We start from the raw sequence: 18631 nt of genomic DNA, 5'->3' as shown, positions 1-18631 counted from the left end.
GCCGCCAAACTTTTACCGAGTCAAACTTTAGGCTCGGTCTATACTCTCGGTTCATGGCGGATCACGGACTGCGCGAGCGGAAGAAGCAGGCCACGCGCCAGCTGATTTCGAATGTGGCCTCGGGCCTGTTCATCCAGCGAGGCTTCGAGGAGGTGACGGTGGCGGAGATCGCCGAGGCGGCGGGCGTGTCGAAGATGACGGTGTTCAACTACTTCCCGCGGAAGGAGGATCTCTTCCTGGACCGTCATGCGGATCGGTTGGCCGAGTTGGTCTCGGTGGTCCGCTCCCGCCCGGCCGGCGTGTCTCCTATCGCTGCACTGCGTGAGCACCAGCACGCGCTGTTGGCTTCGGGGCACCCGTTGTCGGGGGCCATCGCGGGTGGGCCGGGGTTCTGGTGGGTGCTGAGTTCCAGTCCGGCGCTGATGGCCCGCTGGTACGAGCAGGAGCGGGAGATCGCTGATGCGTTCGCCGAGGTGTTCGTTGCGGAAACTGGGGATGCGTTCCGGTCTCGGATGGTTGCCGGGTTGCTGACCACCGCGATCACGTCGGTGTTTTCGCACGCTATGGGGCGGATCTTGGCCGGGGATGACGTCGAGGTGGTGCGGCGGGAGCAGGTCGGGGTGATCGATCAGGCTTTTAACCTGGTGGAGCACGGAGTGAACGACTTCCCGGCGGCGACGGGGTAAGTTCTCCGGCCACGTGCCGTCGCCACCCTGGGGTCAACCTGCGCGAACGAGTTCCGGCGCTGGTCGCTTGTCCGAATCCGGACCCGAGTGCGGCTGTACGTTCTCGCCGTGATGATCGGTGATCCGGGCCAGCGCCAGTACGCCACCGATGGCGAGGAGCGCGCAGAGCAGCCCGGACACAGCGACCCATCCGCTGATCGAGCTCGCTTCGCCGAACAGCCCGACCCCGATCGCCACGGCGACGATCGGGTCCACCACGGTGATACACGCCATGACCGTGTGTGGTGGTGCGCTGGCATATGCCTGCTGCACCAGCCAGGCGCCGAGGAGCAGCGCGAGCAGGATGGCGATCGCGGAAACGATCAGCGTGGAGAGCGGGCCGCCGTGCTGAGCCTGCTGCAGCACCGCCCTGGTCAGCACGGATACCAGCCCGTAGGCCGTGGCCGCGGCGGTGGCGAACGCAAGGCCGCGTGCCCGCCCCCTCGTCATCATGGCGAGCAGGGACATGCCGACCACGCCGGCGGCGACGAGTTTGCCGGCTTGGAGGCCGGCAGAACCGCTCACTTCGGTCGGTGTGGTGTTGTTCGCCGCGATCACCACAAAACCGGCCACACCTGCCGCGATCGCACCGACCGCCAGCCAGCCGCGTCCGGTGAGCTGCGGCCCGCCGGCCCTGGCCGCGAACAGCGCGGTCGCACCGACCGCGAGCACGCCGACCGGCTGCACCACGATGACCGGTGCGACGCCGAGCGCTACGGCGTGCAGGGTCCCGCCGACGATCATCACGAGCAGGCCGAGCAGCCAGCCTGGCTGGCACAGCAACCGTCTGAACGAACGAAGTCCCAGCGTCGGCCCATCGTCGGCGGCTTGTAGCGTCGTGTGCACCGCCCGGTGCTGCATGTGCGCGGCCAGCGCGGCGAACACGGCGCCTGCCATGGCAAACGCGATCCCGATGATGTTCATCCGGAACCCTCCGATACGCGCCGCGACCGAGGCACCGGCATGCCACCTTCCCTGGGGCGGGGGTGAAAGTCAGTCATCTGGGCCACGGCACAAGCCTGTCCGGCTGCAGCGCCGCACGCGATCAAGGTGGCACCCCAACCGGCCCTGGGGACGACCCCACCGTGCGGGGTGGAGTTTTCCCTACCGGGAGGCACTCGGAACAGGCAGGGCGAGGTTCGTGATTCCTTCTGCTGGTCAGATGGTTGCGGTCGCCAGGGTTGTCACCATGGGTGCCGGGGTGGTTACCCACGTTGGCCGCGTTCGGGCTTGTGGTGGTGAGCGGACAAGTCCGGCATCGCTCTGCCCATGACTGTGCTCGCCAAGTCCGGGCACAGTGACATCGAGATCGCGCCATCGTGTGCGTCCGAGGACGATCTTGTTCACTATCTACACGGCTTCGGTTGTTGGTGTAAGCCATCGGGCTTATGCCGGTGTCACGTCAGGCCTTCAGCACTGGCTGAGGCCAGTCGAACGGGTGTCCGGGTAGCGGCGGCGCTCGGTGGAACTCAGGCTCACCCCTGTGCTAGCACGGCGCTACCGCACCTTGGGTGCCTACAGGGCACCAGCCTGGGTGTTCTCGCAACCATTTCTGTCGAGCTGATTCAACGCTGCTCTGCGTCAAACCACGCGCAGCGTTGACACAGCCGCCGGTCTGGCACTTGATGTTTGTGCCTGGCTCGTAGCACTGGTTCTCGTCTTTCAAACAGGCAGCTTTGCTGTGCACCGTCGGGGTGGTCTTCGGCTTGGATGTTGTGGTCGCCGCTGCGACTGTCGTGGTAGGCGTGGTCTGGGTCGGGCTGGGGGCAGCGGTTGTCGATGGCTGTGCAACCGTCGTTACGGCTGTTGTGGTCGAAACCACCAGCGGAGCAGGTTGGTTTCCGACAGGAGAGGTGCAGGCTGTCGACATGGCCAGCAGGAAGGCCGAGGAGATCAGCAGCGAAATGCGCAGCATTTTTCCTCCTCGGATGAAGCTCCTGGGCTCTCTCGTCAGATACGTAGTCGTGAAATTGTCGTAGAGCGTTACGGCTACGGTTTGGGTAGCCACACTGCGATCTCGGCGAGCGCGTCGAGCACCGCACTGCCGACGTGTCCTGCCGCACTCTCCGTTTCGGCGATGACCATGGTGGCGCCGTCACGGTGGGCTCGGTAGTGGTGACCGGTGAAATGGACATCGGCGAGGTCGAGCAGTGCGCCGGCGAGCGGAGTGATGTCGCCGCTTCCTTGGACTGTCTCGACTCGTTCGAAGGCGTCCGCGTGACTGCGGCTCGTGAAGCCGATCCAGGCGACGGAGATGACTGCTGAATTTCCTGCGGTGTCACCAACTGCGAGTAGTACCCGGTCCAGTGACTTGCACGGGGTGCGAAGGAAGAAGCCGCGTACTCGGCCGGTGGACGCCGCGACGCATTTCAGATCTCGCTTCACCGCTTTCTTCAAAGTACTCATTCCCATGCAGTTCCACGCTTCGTCGGCTTTGCCGTTGCGCGCGGAAGCTTTGCTCTCGTTCTTGCGCTGGTCGAGATTTCTTCCGTTCACTGAGTCTGCGGTGATGCCGGACTCCGCCGCCGTCCCGCCGGCGCCAAGTGCGCCGGTGGTTCCGCCAGCCAGCGCAAGGGCGACGGCGCCGGCGGCGACGAGTCGCCCCACACCTTTGCCGGGACCAGGATCCGACCCACCGCCTGACCGCCGATTCGCCGTGCCACGGACCACCCTTTCCGGGACCATGCCGCCACTACCGGCGAGGTAGGCTACGGGCGGATAGCGTTTCGTCGCTGCCGCCAAATGGGCGATCTGCCGGCTCGGGTTTCAGCTCCTCGCCGGGCCGTCCTGATCTCGGTCACTTGTGTGGCGTTGTCCGCAGGTCGGTCGCGGTCGGGGCATGGCTGCCGCCGGGGGTCGGACTCGTCTGTCTGGGTGGATGTCGGGCCGTATGACGTCACAGGTCAGCACCTGGCTTGGTCCGGGTTTCGCATGGGGAAGGAGCCCAAAATGAGTGGGTCGACCGGTTCGAGGTTCGCCGAAGCTGCGGCAGGGCGCCGCCGTGGGTTCGCTGCGTGGTTCCGGTAGCGCGGCCAGTGGGTTGCGGTTTGCGTTCTACGGGCGGACGTCGACGTGTGAGTTCCAGGATCCGAAGACGTCGCGTGCGTGCCAGCGTGGGTCGCGTTTACCCAGGTAGGATCTTCTCGATGCGGCTGGCCGAGCCAGATCGACGTTGCGCGAGCGGCCGACGCCATCTGGATGCGGAGCACAACGTGACCGTTGCCAGCGAAGGGCTTGAACACCTGATTGGGGCTCGTGGAGGCAACGATGAACGGATCACATGTTGCGACCGCTTTGGACGCGATCAACCCTCGTGATGCTCTGCTGATCATCGGGTGTTCGAAGGCCAAGACGACGGGCGGCCGGCCCTCGACACCTGAAGCCAAGACAGTTTGGTCGGAGCCGATGCTTCGCGCGCGGGCTGAGGTGCTGGCCGGGTCCAAAGTCGACGACCGATATCAATTACCCGCCTGGCGTCGCTACAACGGACACTTCTACCGCAACGTGGGTAATGCGTTGGGCGAGGCCATCGGCAACGGGCGGACGCTGATTCTCAGCGGTGGCTATGGGGTTGTCCGGGGTGACGAGCCGATTGCGTACTACGACCGGAAACTCAAGCTCCGCGACTGGCCGCCCGGCCTGCTCGAGCGGACTCTTGTCGAACAGACGCGCCGAGTCGGTGCGACGAAGGTGATCGGATTTGTGTCTGCCAGCGCAGACTACGCGAAACTGCTGCGCAAGACCCCCTGGGGCGCGGCAGGCATCGATGCCACGCTGGTGACGATCGACTGGCACACCGGCGGAGCGCAAATCGAAGTGCCGCGACGTCTCGCGCAGGCACTCAGCGCCTGGTGGTATGGCACGCCAGCGGACTACCCCGCAGAGATGATCGCGGAGTCACTGAGATGAGAAGCAACCGAGATCTACACAGATCCGAGTTGTACGCCTTGCTCGATCTGCTCGCCAATCGGCTCGGCGGCACTCGTCAGCTCAGTACCTGCACCGGGCGCGACGGTTGGCCAAGCCACGGCGTCTACTTCTTCTTCGAACCCGGCGAACTACGCATTGACGGTAAGCCGCGCGTGGTACGAGTCGGTACTCACGGCCTCCACGGCACCAGCCGGACCACCTTGTGGAAACGGCTCGCCCAACACCGCGGCTCACGCGTCGGCGGCGGGAACCATCGCGGGTCAATCTTCCGTAAGCACGTCGGGAGCGCTTTGATCAACCGTGACCGCATGCCTGCCGGCTCGCTAGAGGCCTGGGTCAGTCCCCAACCCCGGGCCGAGTGGTCGGCAGCCGAGGCAGACATCGAACACATGGTCAGCAACCACATCGGCCGGATGCCCTTCCTGTGGCTAAATGTGCCCACGAGTGCCGACGGCACCAGTCAACGTGGATACATCGAGCGAAACAGCATCGGCTTGCTCTCAAACCAACTCAGCTCCCAGGATCCCCCCGGCCCAGTGTGGCTTGGCCACCACGCGGCGAGCTTGAAAGTCCGCGCGTCCGGGCTATGGAACGTTAACCATGTCGAAGAGGACTACGAGCCAGAGTTCCTCACCTTGATGCGGGGCCTAATAAAACGCATCGCAATCTCCGCATAACGTGGCACGTCGTGCACGTAAAGCGGCGCTTCGGGGCCGGCTGGTACGGCGACCGAGGAAGGCTTGCGCCGTACGCCCCGACGTCGTCAAGCTCAGAGCCGCCAACCGGCCTCGTGTGGTTAGTGTGCACGACCGGAGGGGATATCAACCCCCCACGCACTTGACGAGGGATTCTACTGAATGTAATCTCAGCTGCCGCGCAATGCCGCTGGTCAGAGACCTAACTATGTGTCCGAGGGGGATTTGAACCCCACGGCCGTTGAGACTGCACCCTTACGCGTGGAACACGGCGACTTCGTCCGGAGCTTTTTGTGCTTACCGGAGTGCGGTCTTTGCGCCCGCGGCTACTGCTGCTGCTACTTCTGCCAGAGCTGGGGACTCCAGCTTCCACTGCTGCCAGTGCAGCGGTACGTCCAGTGGGCGATCCGGCGCCAGGTCCACCAGGGCATCGCCTCGAGGAGCCGCTTGGATCTCCGGGACCATGCCCCAGCCCAGGCCTCCGGCCACCGCGTCCACGAATGACTCCGATGCCGGGATGAGGTGGCGGACCAGGGTGAAGTTGCGGCGGCGGGTCAGGGCCCTCAGGAAGCGGTCCTGGAGGTCGTCTTTGCGGTCGAACATGATCACTGGTGCTGCCGGGAGGGAGGTGGGGAGGGGAGGCGTCAGCCAGCGGGCGATGAACGCGGGGGAGGCCATTGCCCGGTAGCGCATGCGGCCCAGGCGGACCGATGTGCAGCCCTGGACTGGTTGAGGCGAAGCCGTTACCGCGGCCATGACCAAGCCCTCGCGCAGCAGTGCCGCTGTGTGGTCCTGGTCTTCTCGTTGGAGGTCGAACGCGATCGAGAGCGACGCTGGGAGGCGCGAGAGGGACGGGAGGAACCACGTTGCCAGGGAGTCCGCGTTGACCGCGATCGAGAGCGTGCGCGTCGATGAGTCCAGGCCCAGCTCGGACAGGGCGTCCTGCTCCAGCTGGGCCAGGGAACGCGCGAAGCGGACCAGGACCTGGCCGGATGCCGTCAGGGAGATCGGCTTCGTGCGCAGGAGCAAGACCCGGCCCGTGCGCTGCTCCAGCGCCTTGATGCGCTGGCTGACCGCCGATGGGGTCACGTGCAGGAGCGCCGCCGCTGCGTCGAAGCTTTGCTCGTCTACTACGGCCAGGAGCGTTCTGACCTGGTCGAGCGGGAGATCGGACATCACGAGCGCTAATGTTACGTAAGAATCTTTAGCTGGAGTAATCCAGCGGGCCGGCCGTACCGTGGACGGGTGCTTCCACTGCTCCTCGCCGGGTTCGGGACCAGCCTGTCCCTGATCGTCGCCATCGGCTCACAGAACGCCTTCCTCCTGCAGCAAGGGCTGCGGGGAGGCGCAGTGACCCCGCTGGTCGTCATCTGCGCCGTGTCGGATCTGGTGCTGATCGGGCTCGGCGTCAGTGGGATCGGGGCCGTGATCGAGCAGTGGCCGACGGCGACCGGGGTGATCGCCGTCGGGGGCGGGCTCTTCTTGCTCGGCTATGGCGCTCTTGCCGCGCGGCGGGCTTTTCGGCGTTCCGTCCTGACCGTCGGTGAGGAACGGACGCCGGTGCGGAAGGCCGTGCTGGCCTGCGTTGCGTTCACCTGGCTCAATCCGCACGTCTACCTCGACACCGTCCTCCTGCTCGGCTCGGTCGCCGTCGCCCACGGCGATGGGCGGTGGCTGTTCGGGCTCGGCGCCGGCATGGCCAGCGCCGTCTGGTTCAGCGCGCTCGGTTTCGGGGCCAAGAAGCTGGCCGGCGTGTTCGCGAAGCCCGTGGCGTGGCGCGTTCTGGACGTCGTCATCGCCGTGACCATGACCGGGCTCGGCGCCACGATGCTCCTGAGTCACCTGTGACTCACCAGAGCTGGCCGCGCTCCGTCGCCGGTGGGCGTTCCAGCTCCAGCAGGAACTGCTTGCGCTTCAGCCCGCCCGCGTAGCCCGTCAGCTTCCCGTTCTTGCCGACGACCCGGTGGCACGCCACCAGGATGCTCAGCGGGTTCCGGCCGACCGCCGCCCCGACCTCGTGCGGCAGCCCGCCGACCGCCTTCGCCAGGTCGCCGTACGTTGCCGTCGCGCCGTAGGGGATCTTGGCGATCTCGATCCAGACGGCGCGATCGAAGTCCGGGCCGCCGGCCTGCGTCGGCACGTCGAACACCGTGCGCTGCCTGGCGAAGTACTCCTTCAGCTGGCGTACGCCCTCGGGGAACGCCGAGTCGTCACGAGGGCCGAACGTGGTTCGGTCCGGCCGGGTCCAGTGGTGCGGGAAGTACAGGCCGGTCACGACGTCGCCGTCGCCGACCAAGGTCAGCTCGCCGATCGGGGAATCGACCAGAGTGTGGTTCATCAGTCCTCCCAAGTAGTGCCGTCTGCCCGGGCGCCGCGTACGCCGGGGAGACGGAAATCCGCCAAAGCCGCCGTGACGACCGTCCGATGGGGACGCCACGGCGTCGACATCCGCAGCCGGCGTGTCATGCCGGCCCAGCCCGCCGAGGTGGCGGCGACGACCCAGACGTCCGGGTCCGGCGCCGCGAACCGCCTGGCCGGGCGCAGCCACGACGCCGCTGTCTCCGGCCAGGTCACCGTCGCCAGCACCAGGCCGCCCCACGCCGCGGCGATCCGCTCGCCGTCGGCCCGGGAGGCCGGGTCGGCCGCGGTGCCGAGCACGATGTGCCGGGCTCGGCCGATCAGGTTCACGAGTGCCTCGAGTTCCGCGTCGGTCATGTCGCGTCGTGGAAGACCAGGCCCAGGGTGTGCCGGCGGCCCGAACGGACCGCCGAGACGCCGTGGCGGACCGGTGCCGCCGACCAGCCGCGGGCCGAGCGGACCGGGCGGTCGCGGGTGGTGAACACGAGGCCGTGGCCCTGCGGGATGAGTGTCGCGGTGCCGCGGGACTGCGCCCGTGGCCGCTGCTCGACCAGCAGGAACTCCCCACCCGTGTGGTCGGTGCCCGGGTCGTCGAGGTTGATCACGACCTGCAGGGGGAACACCTTGTCGCCGTAGAGGTCGCGGTGCAGTGCGTTCCAGCCTCCCGTCTCGTAGCGCAACAGGATCGGTGTCGGCCGTTTCTGGCCGGCGGCGTGGCAGGCTTCGAGCCACTCGTCCAAAGTGGACGGCCAGTCCGCCTCGCGGCCGAGGCGGGCGTACCAGTCCTGGGCGATCGGCAGCAGACGCGGGTAGAGCGCTTGCCGCAGTTTCTCCACCGGTTCGGGGAACGGCGCGGCGAAGTAGTGGTAGTCGCCGTTGTCGCCGAAGCGGTGACGGCGCAGGTTGACCGTCGCGCGGAAGTGTTCCGGTCGGTCCCAGAGGGCGATGAGCTTCGCGCACTCGGCTGGGGTGAGCAGCGGGGGAAGGAGCGCGCAGCCGTAGTCATCGACCTCGGCGGCCACCGCGCCCCAATCGGCCGCGGCGACGCGTTTCTCGTAGGTGCTCATATCGGGTAGACGCCCGGGCGGGGTGAAACGTGAGATCGGCCGGGCAAAGATTTCCGGGCCGAGTGGTGAGCAGCGGCAGACAGGGCGTCGGTTTGCCCCGCCCGCCGCCGCTGTCCGGCCGGGAGAGCCCTGCTGAACCCGCGGCTCAGGCCGCTTCCATCGTCAGCAGGACCCGCTTCGCTTCCTCACCACCCGCGTACTGGCCGTACGAGCCGTCCGAGCGGACCACCCGGTGACACGGCACCACCACCGGCAGGGGGTTGAGCGCGCAGGCCGTGCCGACCGCTCGGACCGCCTTGGGGCTGCCCGCCGCCGTGGCCACCTGGGCGTAGCTCTCCGTGTGGCCGTACGCGATCTCCGGCAGGTGCTCCAGCACCGACAGCCGGAATCCGCGGGCCAGGCGGAAGTCCAGCGGGACGTCGAACGACCGGCGGCCGGCCGTGAAGTACTCGTCCAGCTGGCGGGTCACCCGGTCCAGGCGGGCCGGGGCCCGGAGGATGCGGGGGCTGATCGCCGACGCCAGCGCGGCCAGGACCGCGTCGTGGTCCTGGCGGTCGAAGGCCACCTTGACCAGGCCCCGCTCGGTTGCCGCCAGGAGCAGGGAGCCGACCGGGGTGTCGAGGGTGCGGTAGGCGACGTCCAGCAGGCCTTCGCGCTCGGCGGCGGCCGTCAAGCGCTCGTGCAGGTGGTCCGGCAGGACTTCGTAGGCCACCGGAAGCGACGGGATGACGTCGATCATGAGTGCGCTCCTTCCAAGGGGTAGGTGGCCCGCAGGGTCTTGACGCCGTCGGCGGCGGCGCGGCGGGCGGCGTCCGCGCTGCCTCCGGTGATTTCCGCGATTTCGCGATAGGGCAGCCCGGCCAGGTAGTGGTAGGCGACGGCGACGCGCTGCTTGTCCGGCAGCTTCGCGAGCGCCTCCCACAGGTCGCGATCCGGCTTGTCGGTGGGGCCGGGCCGGTCCGGGATGTCGCCGACCGGGAGCGGTCGGCGCGCCTGGGCGCGGGTGACGTCGATGGCCTTGCGGTGCGCGATCGTGACGAGCCACGCCTGGACGTTCGCCTCTGCGGGCAGGTCCGTATACGCCTTGAGGGCCGCGAGAAAGGTCTCCGACCAGGCATCTTCGGCGTCGGCGGGACCGAGCACGGCCCGGCAGACCCGGAGGACCATCGGCCCGTGCTCGGCCACGACTTGCTCGAACGGTTTCACGATCACACCCTGTAGACGTCCGGGAACGCCGCAATGTGAGATCGAGTTTGTCACGCGCCCGGGTGAAGGGTCCCGGTGACGACGGTGGCGCCCAGCTCGTCCGAATCGCGCACGCGCGGTGTCAACCCGGCCGCGGCGAAAATCCCGCTCACCACCGGCGCCTGCCGTTCACTCGATTCCACGAGCAGGGACCCACCGGGCGCGAGCCACCCCGGCGCGCCCGCGGCGACGCGGCGGGCGAGGTCGAGGCCGTCCGTACCGCCGTCGAGCGCGACGCGGGGTTCGTGCAGGCGCGCCTCCGGCGGCATGGTCGCGACGGCGTCCGAAGGGACGTACGGCACGTTCGCCATGAGCACGTCGACTCGCCCGCGAAGCGACGACGGCAGCGCGTCGTAGAGGTCGCCTTCATGCACGAAGGCGTCGGGAAGGTTCACCCGGGCACAGGCGATGGCCGCGGGCTCGACGTCGGCCGCGTGCAGCTCACGCGGGCGCAGCGCGGCGGTGAACGCGGCCCCCAGCGCGCCCGAGCCGCAGCACAGGTCGAGCACCACCGGGTCGGGCGGCGCGAGCGAGACGGCGACGTCGACCAGGAACTCGGTGCGGTGGCGCGGCACGAACACCCCGGGCCGGACGGTGATCCGCAGGCCGTGGAACTCGGCCCAGCCGAGCAGGTGCTCCAACGGCAGTCCGGCGACGCGGCGCTCCACCAGGGAATCGAGTTCGGCGGGCGTCGACGCGGCGGCCATCAGCAGGTCCGCCTCGTCCTCGGCGAACACGCAGCCCGCGGCGCGCAGCCGCGAGACGACAGTCGAAGTGTCCAACAAGGAACGGACGTTACCGGACCTGCACCGCGTCCCCGACGTTCAGGCCCTCGAAGAACGCCGCCGAATCGGCGTCGGTGAGGTGGACGCAGCCGTGCGACGGCGCGTCCAGCGGCCCGGCGTGGAAGGCGATGCCACCGGCGGCGAAGAACACCGAGTTGGGCATGTCCGTGCCGTACACGCTGCTGGTGTGCTCGCGGTCCTTCCAGGCCACGCGGAACGACCCGGCCGGCGTCGCCTGGTCCGGCGGGCCGAAACCGGCCGGGACCGGGCCGCGCACGACCTTGTCGTCGCGCAGCAGCCAGGCCAGGTGCTGCGTGAGGCTCACGCACGCGCCGGTCGTCACCGCACACGGCGGCGCGGGCAGCGGTGTCGTGGTGGTGGGCGGGGCCGAAGTGGACGTCCGGACGAGCGGCGCCGGCTCGGCGATCGGGCTCGGCGTCGTCGTGCGCGGTGCCGCGCACGACGACGTGACCAGCGTCAACCCCAGCAGGGTCGCCGCCCCGGCTCTTCGCATCCGTTCCCCTCCTCGCAAGACCTCTCGGAGGGCAATACGGGTGAGCGGCTCCGGAGGTTGAGCCGCGCGTGCACCCGGGTTGTCCCTGCGTGCACCGCGGCTAGCGCGGGGAGTACCCGGGCGGTCAAGGTCGAACCATGACGAAGCTGAGCGCCGAGCAGATCGCCCGGCACGCCTACGCGGCCGGGTTCCGCGGCCAGGGCCTGACCACCGCGGTCGCCGTCGCGCTGGCCGAGTCCGGCGGGCGGACGACCGCGCACAACGCCACGCCGCCGGACGATTCCTACGGCCTGTGGCAGATCAACATGCTCGGCGCGCTCGGCCCCGAGCGGCGTCACCAGTACCACCTGAAGGCGGACGACCGGCTGTTCGACCCGGACACCAACGCCCGGGTCGCCAACAGCATCTCGAGCGACGGGCGCGACTTCACCCCCTGGTCGACGTACACGAACGGCGCCTACAAAGACCACCTCACGGCCGCCCGCAAAGCCGCCCAAGACGTCACGAAGCACCACGGGAAGCCGAGCAGCAGCCACACGGCCGGTGGGGACAGCCCGCTCCGGGTGGACGACACGATCCTGCATTCGTACGTGAGCCGCACCCGGCACGTCGCCGACGCACTCGGCTCCGCGACCGGGCAGCTGCGCGACGTCCGGGAGATCGGCCACGAGAGCTTCGGCAAGGTCGGCGAGGAATCGGGCTTCGCCGACGCGCTCGCCGGCTTCGGATCGGCCCTGCAGAAGCAGGTCAAGGGCGTCGGGACGCACGCCGACGGGCTCGCCACCGCCGCGCGGAAGGCCGCGAAGTCCTATCGCGACCACGAGACGGCCACCGCGGCCGCGCTGAACGGGATGGGCTGACATGGACACCACCGCGCTCGCGCATTCCTTCGCGAAGGACCTCGTCGCGCACCGCAACAAGCTCGCCGGGAAGGCCGAAGACGCCGTCCGCGCCGAGTACGCCCTGCACCAGGTGGCCGGTGCGCTGGACGCCCAGCACGACGCCTACCACAAGGAAAGCGCCACCGTGCTCGAACACTGGCGCGGTCACGGCGCCGACGGCTTCCGGCACAACAGCGCGAAGCTGACGAAGGAGCTTCGGATCACCGGCGCGGCCGGAGCTGCGGCCGAGAAGGTCGTCGCGCACGTGGCGTCCACAGTGGACAGCGGACACACGGCCGTGCAGCGGCTGGTCGACGAGTACACCGCCAAGGCGAAGCAGGTTCTCGACGCGGGCGTCGCCGCCGGGACGCAGGCCGCGCTGATGTGCGCGGTCGGGCACGCCGCCGACCTCGCACCGCAGTACACGCGGCAGTCCGCGTCGACGCTGCGGCACGTCGACGCGGAACTCAAGGCGGCGGCGAAGAAACTGCACGACCTGCGGAAGGACCTGACCCACGACGGCGTCCTGGACAAGACCGTGGACCAGACGAAGGTGACGCACCCGGGCAAGGCGAGCGCGCGGGGCAAGGACGTCGTCCACGCCGCGCGTAGCCAGCTCGGCGTCCGCGAGAACCCGCCGGGCAGCAACCGGAACCCGTACGGGCCGACCGCGGCGTGGTGCTCGTCGTTCGCGACGGCGATGTGGCGCAAGGCCGGCGTGAAGATCCCGGTGCTGCCCTTCAGCGGTGACGTCTTCCACTGGGGCCAGGCCAACGGCCACGCCTACGGCAAGAACTCGCTGCACGAGGCGAAGCCGGGTGACGTGCTGATCTTCGGGACCGGTCCGCAGAACACGTCGACGAGCACACACATCGGCATCGTCGAGAAGGTCGAGGGGAACCAGGTCACGATGATCGAGGGCAACTCCGGGGACGCCGTCCGCCGGAACACGCACCCGCTCTCGGCGTCCACGTTCTACGGAGGGGTCCACCCGTGATCACCGGAAAAGCCGCCGACCGCACGGTCGCCGTCGAGGTCGCGCCGGGCGGGGCGCTGCAGGAGCTGACGCTGGAGGCGTCGGCGCTGAGGCTGGAGCCGGACGAGCTGGCCCGCCGGATCCTGGTGCTGGCCGCGGCTGCCTCGGCGCGGGCCACGGCTTCGCTGTGGCACAACGTGGACGGTCTCGGCCTTCCCGAGGCGGGTGAGGACGCGGAAGCGACCACACCGGACAGCTGGCGGGCCCGGTGAACGCCGAGCGGACGGCCGCGGAACTGGCCGACGCTGCCTTCGAGACCCCGGATCCGGGGTTCGGCGCGAGGTTGGCGGCGATCCGCGCTTCTGCCGCGGACGACGGAGTTTCCGTGGTGGTCGATCTCCACGGAGCGCTCGTGGACCTGCGGTTCGACCGGCGGGCGCTGAATCGGTCGCCGCGGGAGCTGGCCGGGGTGATCCGGCTCCTCGCTTCGGAGGCCGGGGCCGACGCCCTGCGGGAGGGACGCGAGGTGCTGGGGGACTTGCTGCCGGACCCACCGCCGGCTCCGCGGAGCAGGCGGCAGCCCGAGCCGGAAGACGACGCGTTCACGCCCGTGACCTGGGCGACCTGAGCGGTCAGCGGGCGTCGTCGACCAGCCGGGTCAAGCGGTCGGCCAGCCAAGCGCCGTCGGCCGGGGTGACCATCACCCACGGCTCGCCGGCCACGTCCTCCGGCGTCACCGCGTACCGGCCGGCCGCCGTGTCGAACCAGGCCAGGACCGGGGTGCGGCCCGCCGGACCGGTCGCCGCCAGCTGGCCCGCCGCATACCGCTCGGCCGTCACCAGCGTCGCCAGCGGACGGACCGCGCGGCCGGTGATCCCGGCCGCGCCCAGCGCCCGCTCGAACGCGTCGTAACCGCTGCGCGCGTACGCGTCCATCGCCGCCGAGTACGTCGCGCGGGGGAGGCGGAGCTGGTCGCCCGGGCCCGCCTCGGCGTCGCCGAGCATCCGGGCCACCGCGGGGACCAGCTCGGCCGGGCGCAGCGGTTCCAGCACCAGGTCACGCTCGTCCAGCACCGCGAGCACCCCGGCCGCGTCCCGCACCGCCGCGAGCAGCCGCCACGGCGCTTCGCCCAGCACCAGCGCATCGACGCTCAGCGACGGCGCACCCAGCACCACGAACAAGTCAGCCAGCCCCGGGTCGACGTCGTCGCCGTCCGTGAGGCCCGCTTCGGCCAGACCGGCGAAGACGCGCACGCCCAGGTCGTCGCGCTCGGCGTGCGTGGTGCCGTGCGCCGGCACGTCGAACGGGTACGGCGGCGGCCCACCCGGCCCCAGGTCCGCCCAGAGGAGATCGAATTCCAGATGCGACAGGATCACTCCGGCCGCCGTCGCGGTGCGCCGCGCCATGGTCCCCCTTCCCGTGCCGTGCGGCCGCCGTCGGGCACGATGGTGCCGATGGCCGAGCCGCACCCGATGGACGTCCCCGCGAGCGGGTACCTCGTCGTCCGCGCTTCCGGCGCGGCGGCCGCGCGCGCGGCGATCCTCGGCGGCAGCGGCGACCCCGAAGGCATCCAGCTGCTGCTGCGCTGCCCGGTCCCGCGCGCGGTGGCCGAGTCCGGCGCGAAGCTGACGTACGCCGACGCGACGCTGCACCTCCTGCCGACCGGCGTCGTGATGCTGACCGTCGCAGCGGCGAAGCTGTCGATCTCGTTCGCCGAACTGCGGCCGCTGATGTTCCGGCCGGTCGAGGTCGACGCGCCGCTGCGCTCGCTGTTCGCCGGCGCGGTGGCGCACGTCGTGGCGGCCGGCCCGCGGCTCGACCCGCACGGGCTGGCCCACCACCTGCTCGGCCTGGCGGAATTGGTGCTGCGCAGCGCGTTGCGCGTCGAACTCGACCGTGTCGACGCTCTGGCGGCGCGAAGGCGTGAAGCGCTCGAGTACATGCGCGCGCACCTCGGCGAGCAGTCGCTCAGCGCGGACAAGATCGCCGAAGCGCTGTACATCTCGCGTCGGCGGCTGTACCAGCTCTTCGACGACGGCCAGGGCGTTTCGGAACGGCTGAAGGGCCTGCGTGTCGAGCGCGCGAAGGCGTTGCTGGCGGATCCGGCGAAGGCGGCTCGGGGCATCGGGGAGATCGCGCGCGACTGCGGGTTCACCAGCGCCCCGCACTTCTCGCGGACGTTCCGCCGCGCGACGGGCCGGACTCCGCGCGAGTTCCGCGAGCTGGCGCTGCGGGGGTGAGGTCGACGCCGGCGACGAGCGTCCCGGCCAGGCCGGCGACCTCCAGCCAGCCGCGGCCGCCGGGGGAGTGGAGCGTGAACACCGCCGCGCGTGGCCGGTCCGGATCGAGGACGACGGCCTGCAGCTGCGCGCCGGACAGGCCGATCCGCTCGACGATCACCACCGGGTAGCCGCGGCCGGTCCGCGCGTGGCTGACCTCGCGGATCCCGGGGGTCGTGTCGGCGACGAAGTGGCCGAGATCCGCGGCATCGTCGAGGGTGCCGTCGATCGGGACGACTCCGGCGATGAGCAGGGCAGGGTCGGCGTCGCGGTGTTCGACCAGGGCCAGCAGCCCGGCCCGCTGCTCGTGGGCGATCTCCGCGCACTGGACGGCGGCGGCCTCCAGGCCGAGGTCGCGGGCGGCGTCGGGGCCGCGCAGGCGCGCCATCAGCGCGTGCAGCTCGGCCGTGGTGCGCTCGACCGAGTCCAGGCTCACCGGGGTGATCCCCGGAACGGCGGGCAGTTTCACCGGCCGCCCAGCGCCGCGGCGAACGCGCTGACCGCGCCCGGTGGCGGTGTCACCGGCACGACGGGGGTCTTCGCGACGGTGATCCCCAGCTCGCGGCCGACGGCCGAGAACGTCTCCAGATGTGTGGCCACGCCACGGAAATCCGGAGCACTCGGCAGGGGAGTGCCGTCGCCGAGGGCTCGGAGCCGGTCGGCGATTCGGGCTGCTTCCGTTGTGTGGGCGCGTTCCAGCTCGCGGGCTTCGGCGAGGACGCGGTCGAGGTCGTCGTGCCGGGCGATGAGCCGGGTGCGGGCCGCCGTGAGGTTCGACCGGGTGGCGGGGGAGAACTGTGCTTCGGTTTCGGCTTGCTCGACGTCGTCTTGGGCGGTGGTCACGGCTTGGCGGGCGGCGATGGCCCGGCGATCGAGTTCCTCGGCGCGGCGGTGGTGGGCGACGAGGGTGCCGGCCCAGTCGTCGAGGATCGCGGCGGCCGCGCGGAGGGCTTCGGGGACGGCGGCGAGGCCGGCCGCGGCGCGTCCGGCGCGGTCGGCGAGTGCTTGTGCGGACCGGCCGGCCCACTCGGGGATTTCGCCGGGAGAAGGGACTTCGCCGAGTCTTGCCGCCGCGGCGGCGTAGTGGCGGGCGGCTTCGGCGACGGCGTCGGGCCGGCCGGGAACCGGGTCGAAGCCGAGGCCGCGGAACTCAGCCATGGGCTCGGCCCAGCTCGTCGGCTGCTGCCGCGTCCGTGGTCCGATAGGCCTTCGCAGCCGCGCGGACGCTGCCCGCCGCCGTCGCGAAGTCCGTTTCCACCGCCCGTATCCTGCCCGACCACGCGCCGGTCAGCGCGGTGAGCGCACCCGACACCGACAGCGGGCCCAGCTCACCGGAAGCCGCCGTCTCGACCGAACCCGCCGCCTCGCCGTACTCCGATGCCGTGTCCTCGAGCCGCAGTGCCAAGGCGTCGAGCGCCGCCGGGTCCGCGTGGAAGCCGGTCATTCGCCGAACACCGGGGGATAGGCCGGGGGCAGGTCGTCGAGCAGGTCGTAGCCGTCGGCGTACTTGTCGCGGTGCTCGGTGTCCTCCTCGCGGCGGGTGCCCTGGCCCGGCGGGTACATGCCGTACCCCGTGCCCGCGCCACGACCGCTCGCCGCGCCCGGTCCGAAACCCGATGCCGCGGCCCCGAAGCGCCCGGCACCGGCCCGTCCGCCCTCGTTCGACGAACCCGCAGAGCCGCTTTGGCCGGCAAAGCCCGCGAAACCCGGTCCGGCGGAAGCTCCCGGCCCGGTCGCGCCGATCACCCCGTCGACGCCGGGCAGCACGCCGGCTCCGGTGAACGCGGACGGCAACGCGGAGGCGGTGTTGGTCGAGTCATCCGGCACCCGGTCCGGCACCTCGCCGGGGCCGCGGTCCGGGTGGTCGTCCGGGTCGTGACCGACCGGCGGGTCCTCGACCACCGGCGCGTAAGGCACGCGCGGAACCACCGCGGCCGAACCCGCCGCACTGACCCGCGGCGCCGCGTCGAACGCCGGCGGCAGGCGGTGGCGGACGTCGTGGCTCGCGCTCTCGTACTGCTCCATCACGCGGACCGCCTCGGCCTTGGCGTCGTCCGCCTGCTTCTTCGTCGGCAGCTTGTCGTCGAGCAGCTCGTCCAGCATGTACGTGCCTTCGGGCCCGTCGAGCCGCTTGACCGCGTACCCCTCCTTGAACCAGCGCTCGGCCCAGTAGTGCACCGGTTCCGGCATCTTCCGCCGGGCTTCGCCGATCGCCGCGGTGTAGGTGTCGAGGCCGTCGCCGATGTGCCGGGCGTTCTCGCCCGCCGTGCTCGCCCAGCCGGTCAGGCTCTGCACCGAGTCCGCGGCCTGCGCCGCCGACGGCCCGCGCCACGACAGCAGCAGCTTCTGCACGAGCGTGTGGACGTCGCCGGTGGCCGTGTCGACGCCCCGGGCGAGCTCGGCCCACCGGTGGGCCTGCTCGCCGAGCCGCGGCGGGTCGGCCGACTGCACCATGTCCCACAGCTCGCGGTGGTCGTAGCTGTCCCAGTTGATCTTGCCGAACGCGGCTTCGCGGTCATTCACGGCTTTCTCGCGACGCACCCGCCGCGCCTTCGCCTTCTCACGCGCGGTCGGCTGGTGGTGCGTGGAGTGGAACTCAGGCATCGACCTCACCCACCCGCAGCGACGCTGCCGCCTCTTCGTCGTTGCTCCGGTGCGCCGCCGCGACGGTGTCGAGCGCCTGCCGCAGCGAAGCGAGCTCGGCCAGGTACGACTCCAGCGCGGCCTGCACGCCGCCGGCCTCGGCGCCGCCGCGCAGCCCGAACGAGCGGCGCATCCAGTGGGAGACCGGCCCCTTGCCGTCGGCCAGCGGCGCGCCCAGCTCGCGGGCGCTTTCGAGGTAGCCGGACAGCTCCTGGTGCCGTGCGTCGAGGGCGTTCTTGGCGGCGTCGATCTCGGCGTAGTCCAGCTCGAGGACGTCGGTGCCGTCGGCGACCAGCGCGGCCGCGCCGGTGCCCTGCGGCTTCGCGACACCCGAGGCGTGTTCCCTCGGTTCGTCCTTCTCGGGCTGGTGTCCGGCACGCAGCTGCCGCCGCGCGTCGGCCTCGTCGCGCACAGTCGCCATGGAGGTCCTTCCCTCGCCACCCAGGCGTCCATCCTCGCCAATGCGCGCCGCGATGAGAAGGGACCCCCACCCGGGTGCACGGGTGGACACGAAGACTGCACGGGCGGATAGG

Annotated in this window: 25 protein-coding genes; 9 read left to right on the top strand and 16 right to left on the bottom strand. The window is 70.3% G+C overall.

What is annotated here, in order from left to right:
• Window positions 1-53: 53 nt before the first annotated feature.
• Window positions 54-686, top strand: coding sequence for a TetR family transcriptional regulator (locus AB0N03_RS40090; protein WP_364383754.1), 633 nt, complete (start codon window positions 54-56; stop codon window positions 684-686).
• A 33-nt stretch (window positions 687-719) separates the two neighbouring features.
• On the opposite strand, the gene AB0N03_RS40085 is transcribed toward AB0N03_RS40090, so the two are convergent.
• On the bottom strand, window positions 720-1649 hold the full coding sequence (locus AB0N03_RS40085) for a DMT family transporter (protein WP_364383751.1): 930 nt from the start codon (window positions 1647-1649) through the stop codon (window positions 720-722).
• 1065 nt (window positions 1650-2714) lie between these two features.
• Window positions 2715-3332 carry a hypothetical protein gene (locus AB0N03_RS40080; RefSeq protein ID WP_364383748.1) on the bottom strand — a complete coding sequence of 206 codons (618 nt, stop codon included), beginning with the start codon at window positions 3330-3332 and terminating at the stop codon, window positions 2715-2717.
• A gap of 660 nt (window positions 3333-3992) precedes the next feature.
• Between AB0N03_RS40080 and AB0N03_RS40075 the strand changes: the two genes are divergently transcribed.
• Together AB0N03_RS40075 and AB0N03_RS40070 are read left to right on the top strand one after the other, a co-directional pair.
• Window positions 3993-4634: a hypothetical protein gene (locus AB0N03_RS40075; RefSeq protein WP_364383745.1), complete on the top strand. Its 642-nt coding sequence runs from the start codon at window positions 3993-3995 to the stop codon at window positions 4632-4634.
• Window positions 4635-4672: 38 nt separating this feature from the next.
• Window positions 4673-5332, top strand: coding sequence for a hypothetical protein (locus AB0N03_RS40070; RefSeq protein WP_364383743.1), 660 nt, complete (start codon window positions 4673-4675; stop codon window positions 5330-5332).
• A gap of 315 nt (window positions 5333-5647) precedes the next feature.
• Here the strand turns inward: AB0N03_RS40070 and AB0N03_RS40065 are convergent, their stop codons facing one another.
• Entirely contained in the window at window positions 5648-6529 is an 882-nt protein-coding gene (locus tag AB0N03_RS40065; protein WP_364383740.1) for a LysR family transcriptional regulator ArgP, read from the bottom strand.
• A gap of 66 nt (window positions 6530-6595) precedes the next feature.
• On the opposite strand from AB0N03_RS40065, the gene AB0N03_RS40060 reads away from it, so the two are divergent.
• Window positions 6596-7198 (top strand): LysE family transporter, encoded by a 603-nt coding sequence (locus AB0N03_RS40060; protein ID WP_364383737.1) that lies wholly within the window; start codon window positions 6596-6598, stop codon window positions 7196-7198.
• A 1-nt stretch (window position 7199) separates the two neighbouring features.
• Here the strand turns inward: AB0N03_RS40060 and AB0N03_RS40055 are convergent, their stop codons facing one another.
• The 7 genes from AB0N03_RS40055 to AB0N03_RS40025 all read right to left on the bottom strand — a co-directional run bounded on the left by AB0N03_RS40055 (window position 7200) and on the right by AB0N03_RS40025 (window position 11319).
• A complete protein-coding gene (locus AB0N03_RS40055) occupies window positions 7200-7688 on the bottom strand; it encodes a methylated-DNA--[protein]-cysteine S-methyltransferase (protein WP_364383735.1) in 489 nt (162 codons plus the stop codon).
• The gene (locus AB0N03_RS40050; RefSeq protein WP_364383732.1) at window positions 7688-8065 is read right to left on the bottom strand and encodes a hypothetical protein; all 378 of its coding nucleotides are present in this window, start codon (window positions 8063-8065) and stop codon (window positions 7688-7690) included. The genes AB0N03_RS40055 and AB0N03_RS40050 overlap by 1 nt, the downstream gene beginning before the upstream one ends.
• The gene (locus tag AB0N03_RS40045; RefSeq protein WP_364383729.1) at window positions 8062-8775 is read right to left on the bottom strand and encodes a 2OG-Fe(II) oxygenase; all 714 of its coding nucleotides are present in this window, start codon (window positions 8773-8775) and stop codon (window positions 8062-8064) included. Before AB0N03_RS40045 ends, AB0N03_RS40050 begins: the two co-directional genes overlap by 4 nt.
• A 145-nt stretch (window positions 8776-8920) precedes the next feature.
• Window positions 8921-9514, bottom strand: coding sequence for a methylated-DNA--[protein]-cysteine S-methyltransferase (locus tag AB0N03_RS40040; RefSeq protein ID WP_364383726.1), 594 nt, complete (start codon window positions 9512-9514; stop codon window positions 8921-8923).
• Window positions 9511-9987: a sigma-70 family RNA polymerase sigma factor gene (locus AB0N03_RS40035; protein ID WP_364383723.1), complete on the bottom strand. Its 477-nt coding sequence runs from the start codon at window positions 9985-9987 to the stop codon at window positions 9511-9513. Before AB0N03_RS40035 ends, AB0N03_RS40040 begins: the two co-directional genes overlap by 4 nt.
• 44 nt (window positions 9988-10031) lie before the next feature.
• Complete coding sequence (locus AB0N03_RS40030; RefSeq protein WP_364383720.1) at window positions 10032-10802, bottom strand: putative protein N(5)-glutamine methyltransferase; 771 nt, start codon at window positions 10800-10802, stop codon at window positions 10032-10034.
• A 13-nt stretch (window positions 10803-10815) separates the two neighbouring features.
• Window positions 10816-11319, bottom strand: coding sequence for a L,D-transpeptidase (locus AB0N03_RS40025; protein WP_364383717.1), 504 nt, complete (start codon window positions 11317-11319; stop codon window positions 10816-10818).
• 137 nt (window positions 11320-11456) lie between these two features.
• On the opposite strand from AB0N03_RS40025, the gene AB0N03_RS40020 reads away from it, so the two are divergent.
• Genes AB0N03_RS40020 through AB0N03_RS40005 form a run of 4 tightly spaced genes read left to right on the top strand, consistent with a single transcriptional unit; the run spans window position 11457 to window position 13804 of the window.
• A complete protein-coding gene (locus AB0N03_RS40020) occupies window positions 11457-12179 on the top strand; it encodes a transglycosylase SLT domain-containing protein (protein ID WP_364383714.1) in 723 nt (240 codons plus the stop codon).
• Between the two features lies 1 nt (window position 12180).
• Window positions 12181-13197, top strand: a complete 1017-nt coding sequence (locus tag AB0N03_RS40015) for a CHAP domain-containing protein (protein ID WP_364383711.1) — start codon at window positions 12181-12183, stop codon at window positions 13195-13197.
• Window positions 13194-13448 carry a YbaB/EbfC family DNA-binding protein gene (locus AB0N03_RS40010; protein ID WP_364383708.1) on the top strand — a complete coding sequence of 85 codons (255 nt, stop codon included), beginning with the start codon at window positions 13194-13196 and terminating at the stop codon, window positions 13446-13448. Before AB0N03_RS40015 ends, AB0N03_RS40010 begins: the two co-directional genes overlap by 4 nt.
• Entirely contained in the window at window positions 13445-13804 is a 360-nt protein-coding gene (locus tag AB0N03_RS40005) for a hypothetical protein (protein WP_364383705.1), read from the top strand. Before AB0N03_RS40010 ends, AB0N03_RS40005 begins: the two co-directional genes overlap by 4 nt.
• Before the next feature lie 4 nt (window positions 13805-13808).
• Here the strand turns inward: AB0N03_RS40005 and AB0N03_RS40000 are convergent, their stop codons facing one another.
• Complete coding sequence (locus tag AB0N03_RS40000) at window positions 13809-14582, bottom strand: ESX secretion-associated protein EspG (RefSeq protein ID WP_364383702.1); 774 nt, start codon at window positions 14580-14582, stop codon at window positions 13809-13811.
• 48 nt (window positions 14583-14630) lie between these two features.
• On the opposite strand from AB0N03_RS40000, the gene AB0N03_RS39995 reads away from it, so the two are divergent.
• Window positions 14631-15416 carry a helix-turn-helix transcriptional regulator gene (locus AB0N03_RS39995; RefSeq protein WP_364383700.1) on the top strand — a complete coding sequence of 262 codons (786 nt, stop codon included), beginning with the start codon at window positions 14631-14633 and terminating at the stop codon, window positions 15414-15416.
• On the opposite strand, the gene AB0N03_RS39990 is transcribed toward AB0N03_RS39995, so the two are convergent.
• Genes AB0N03_RS39990 through AB0N03_RS39970 form a run of 5 tightly spaced genes read right to left on the bottom strand, consistent with a single transcriptional unit; the run spans window position 15328 to window position 18519 of the window.
• Window positions 15328-15891, bottom strand: coding sequence for a hypothetical protein (locus AB0N03_RS39990; protein WP_364383697.1), 564 nt, complete (start codon window positions 15889-15891; stop codon window positions 15328-15330). The genes AB0N03_RS39995 and AB0N03_RS39990 overlap by 89 nt on opposite strands.
• Window positions 15892-15920: 29 nt before the next feature.
• Entirely contained in the window at window positions 15921-16613 is a 693-nt protein-coding gene (locus tag AB0N03_RS39985) for a hypothetical protein (protein WP_364383694.1), read from the bottom strand.
• Window positions 16606-16899: a type VII secretion target gene (locus AB0N03_RS39980; RefSeq protein WP_364383691.1), complete on the bottom strand. Its 294-nt coding sequence runs from the start codon at window positions 16897-16899 to the stop codon at window positions 16606-16608. The genes AB0N03_RS39985 and AB0N03_RS39980 overlap by 8 nt, the downstream gene beginning before the upstream one ends.
• Window positions 16896-18059 (bottom strand): PPE domain-containing protein, encoded by a 1164-nt coding sequence (locus tag AB0N03_RS39975; protein ID WP_364383689.1) that lies wholly within the window; start codon window positions 18057-18059, stop codon window positions 16896-16898. Before AB0N03_RS39975 ends, AB0N03_RS39980 begins: the two co-directional genes overlap by 4 nt.
• On the bottom strand, window positions 18052-18519 hold the full coding sequence (locus AB0N03_RS39970; RefSeq protein ID WP_364383686.1) for a hypothetical protein: 468 nt from the start codon (window positions 18517-18519) through the stop codon (window positions 18052-18054). The genes AB0N03_RS39975 and AB0N03_RS39970 overlap by 8 nt, the downstream gene beginning before the upstream one ends.
• Window positions 18520-18631: the final 112 nt, after the last annotated feature.

The organism is Amycolatopsis sp. NPDC051061 (assembly GCF_040682935.1).
GTDB lineage: Bacteria > Actinomycetota > Actinomycetes > Mycobacteriales > Pseudonocardiaceae > Amycolatopsis.
This window is presented reverse-complemented; position numbering and strand designations above follow the sequence as displayed.

Bases quoted from the DNA above. Each gene is read 5' to 3' on its own strand.
- AB0N03_RS39980 (WP_364383691.1), bottom strand. From the start codon at position 16,899: ATGACCGGCTTCCACGCGGACCCGGCGGCGCTCGACGCCTTGGCACTG.
- AB0N03_RS40090 (WP_364383754.1), top strand. From the start codon at position 54: ATGGCGGATCACGGACTGCGCGAGCGGAAGAAGCAGGCCACGCGCCAG.
- AB0N03_RS39995 (WP_364383700.1), top strand. From the start codon at position 14,631: ATGGCCGAGCCGCACCCGATGGACGTCCCCGCGAGCGGGTACCTCGTC.
- AB0N03_RS40020 (WP_364383714.1), top strand. From the start codon at position 11,457: ATGACGAAGCTGAGCGCCGAGCAGATCGCCCGGCACGCCTACGCGGCC.
- AB0N03_RS39970 (WP_364383686.1), bottom strand. From the start codon at position 18,519: ATGGCGACTGTGCGCGACGAGGCCGACGCGCGGCGGCAGCTGCGTGCC.
- AB0N03_RS40000 (WP_364383702.1), bottom strand. From the start codon at position 14,582: ATGGCGCGGCGCACCGCGACGGCGGCCGGAGTGATCCTGTCGCATCTG.
- AB0N03_RS40075 (WP_364383745.1), top strand. From the start codon at position 3,993: ATGAACGGATCACATGTTGCGACCGCTTTGGACGCGATCAACCCTCGT.
- AB0N03_RS40085 (WP_364383751.1), bottom strand. From the start codon at position 1,649: ATGAACATCATCGGGATCGCGTTTGCCATGGCAGGCGCCGTGTTCGCC.
- AB0N03_RS40050 (WP_364383732.1), bottom strand. From the start codon at position 8,065: ATGACCGACGCGGAACTCGAGGCACTCGTGAACCTGATCGGCCGAGCC.
- AB0N03_RS40055 (WP_364383735.1), bottom strand. From the start codon at position 7,688: ATGAACCACACTCTGGTCGATTCCCCGATCGGCGAGCTGACCTTGGTC.
- AB0N03_RS39985 (WP_364383694.1), bottom strand. From the start codon at position 16,613: ATGGCTGAGTTCCGCGGCCTCGGCTTCGACCCGGTTCCCGGCCGGCCC.
- AB0N03_RS40045 (WP_364383729.1), bottom strand. From the start codon at position 8,775: ATGAGCACCTACGAGAAACGCGTCGCCGCGGCCGATTGGGGCGCGGTG.
- AB0N03_RS39975 (WP_364383689.1), bottom strand. From the start codon at position 18,059: ATGCCTGAGTTCCACTCCACGCACCACCAGCCGACCGCGCGTGAGAAG.
- AB0N03_RS40015 (WP_364383711.1), top strand. From the start codon at position 12,181: ATGGACACCACCGCGCTCGCGCATTCCTTCGCGAAGGACCTCGTCGCG.
- AB0N03_RS40025 (WP_364383717.1), bottom strand. From the start codon at position 11,319: ATGCGAAGAGCCGGGGCGGCGACCCTGCTGGGGTTGACGCTGGTCACG.
- AB0N03_RS40040 (WP_364383726.1), bottom strand. From the start codon at position 9,514: ATGATCGACGTCATCCCGTCGCTTCCGGTGGCCTACGAAGTCCTGCCG.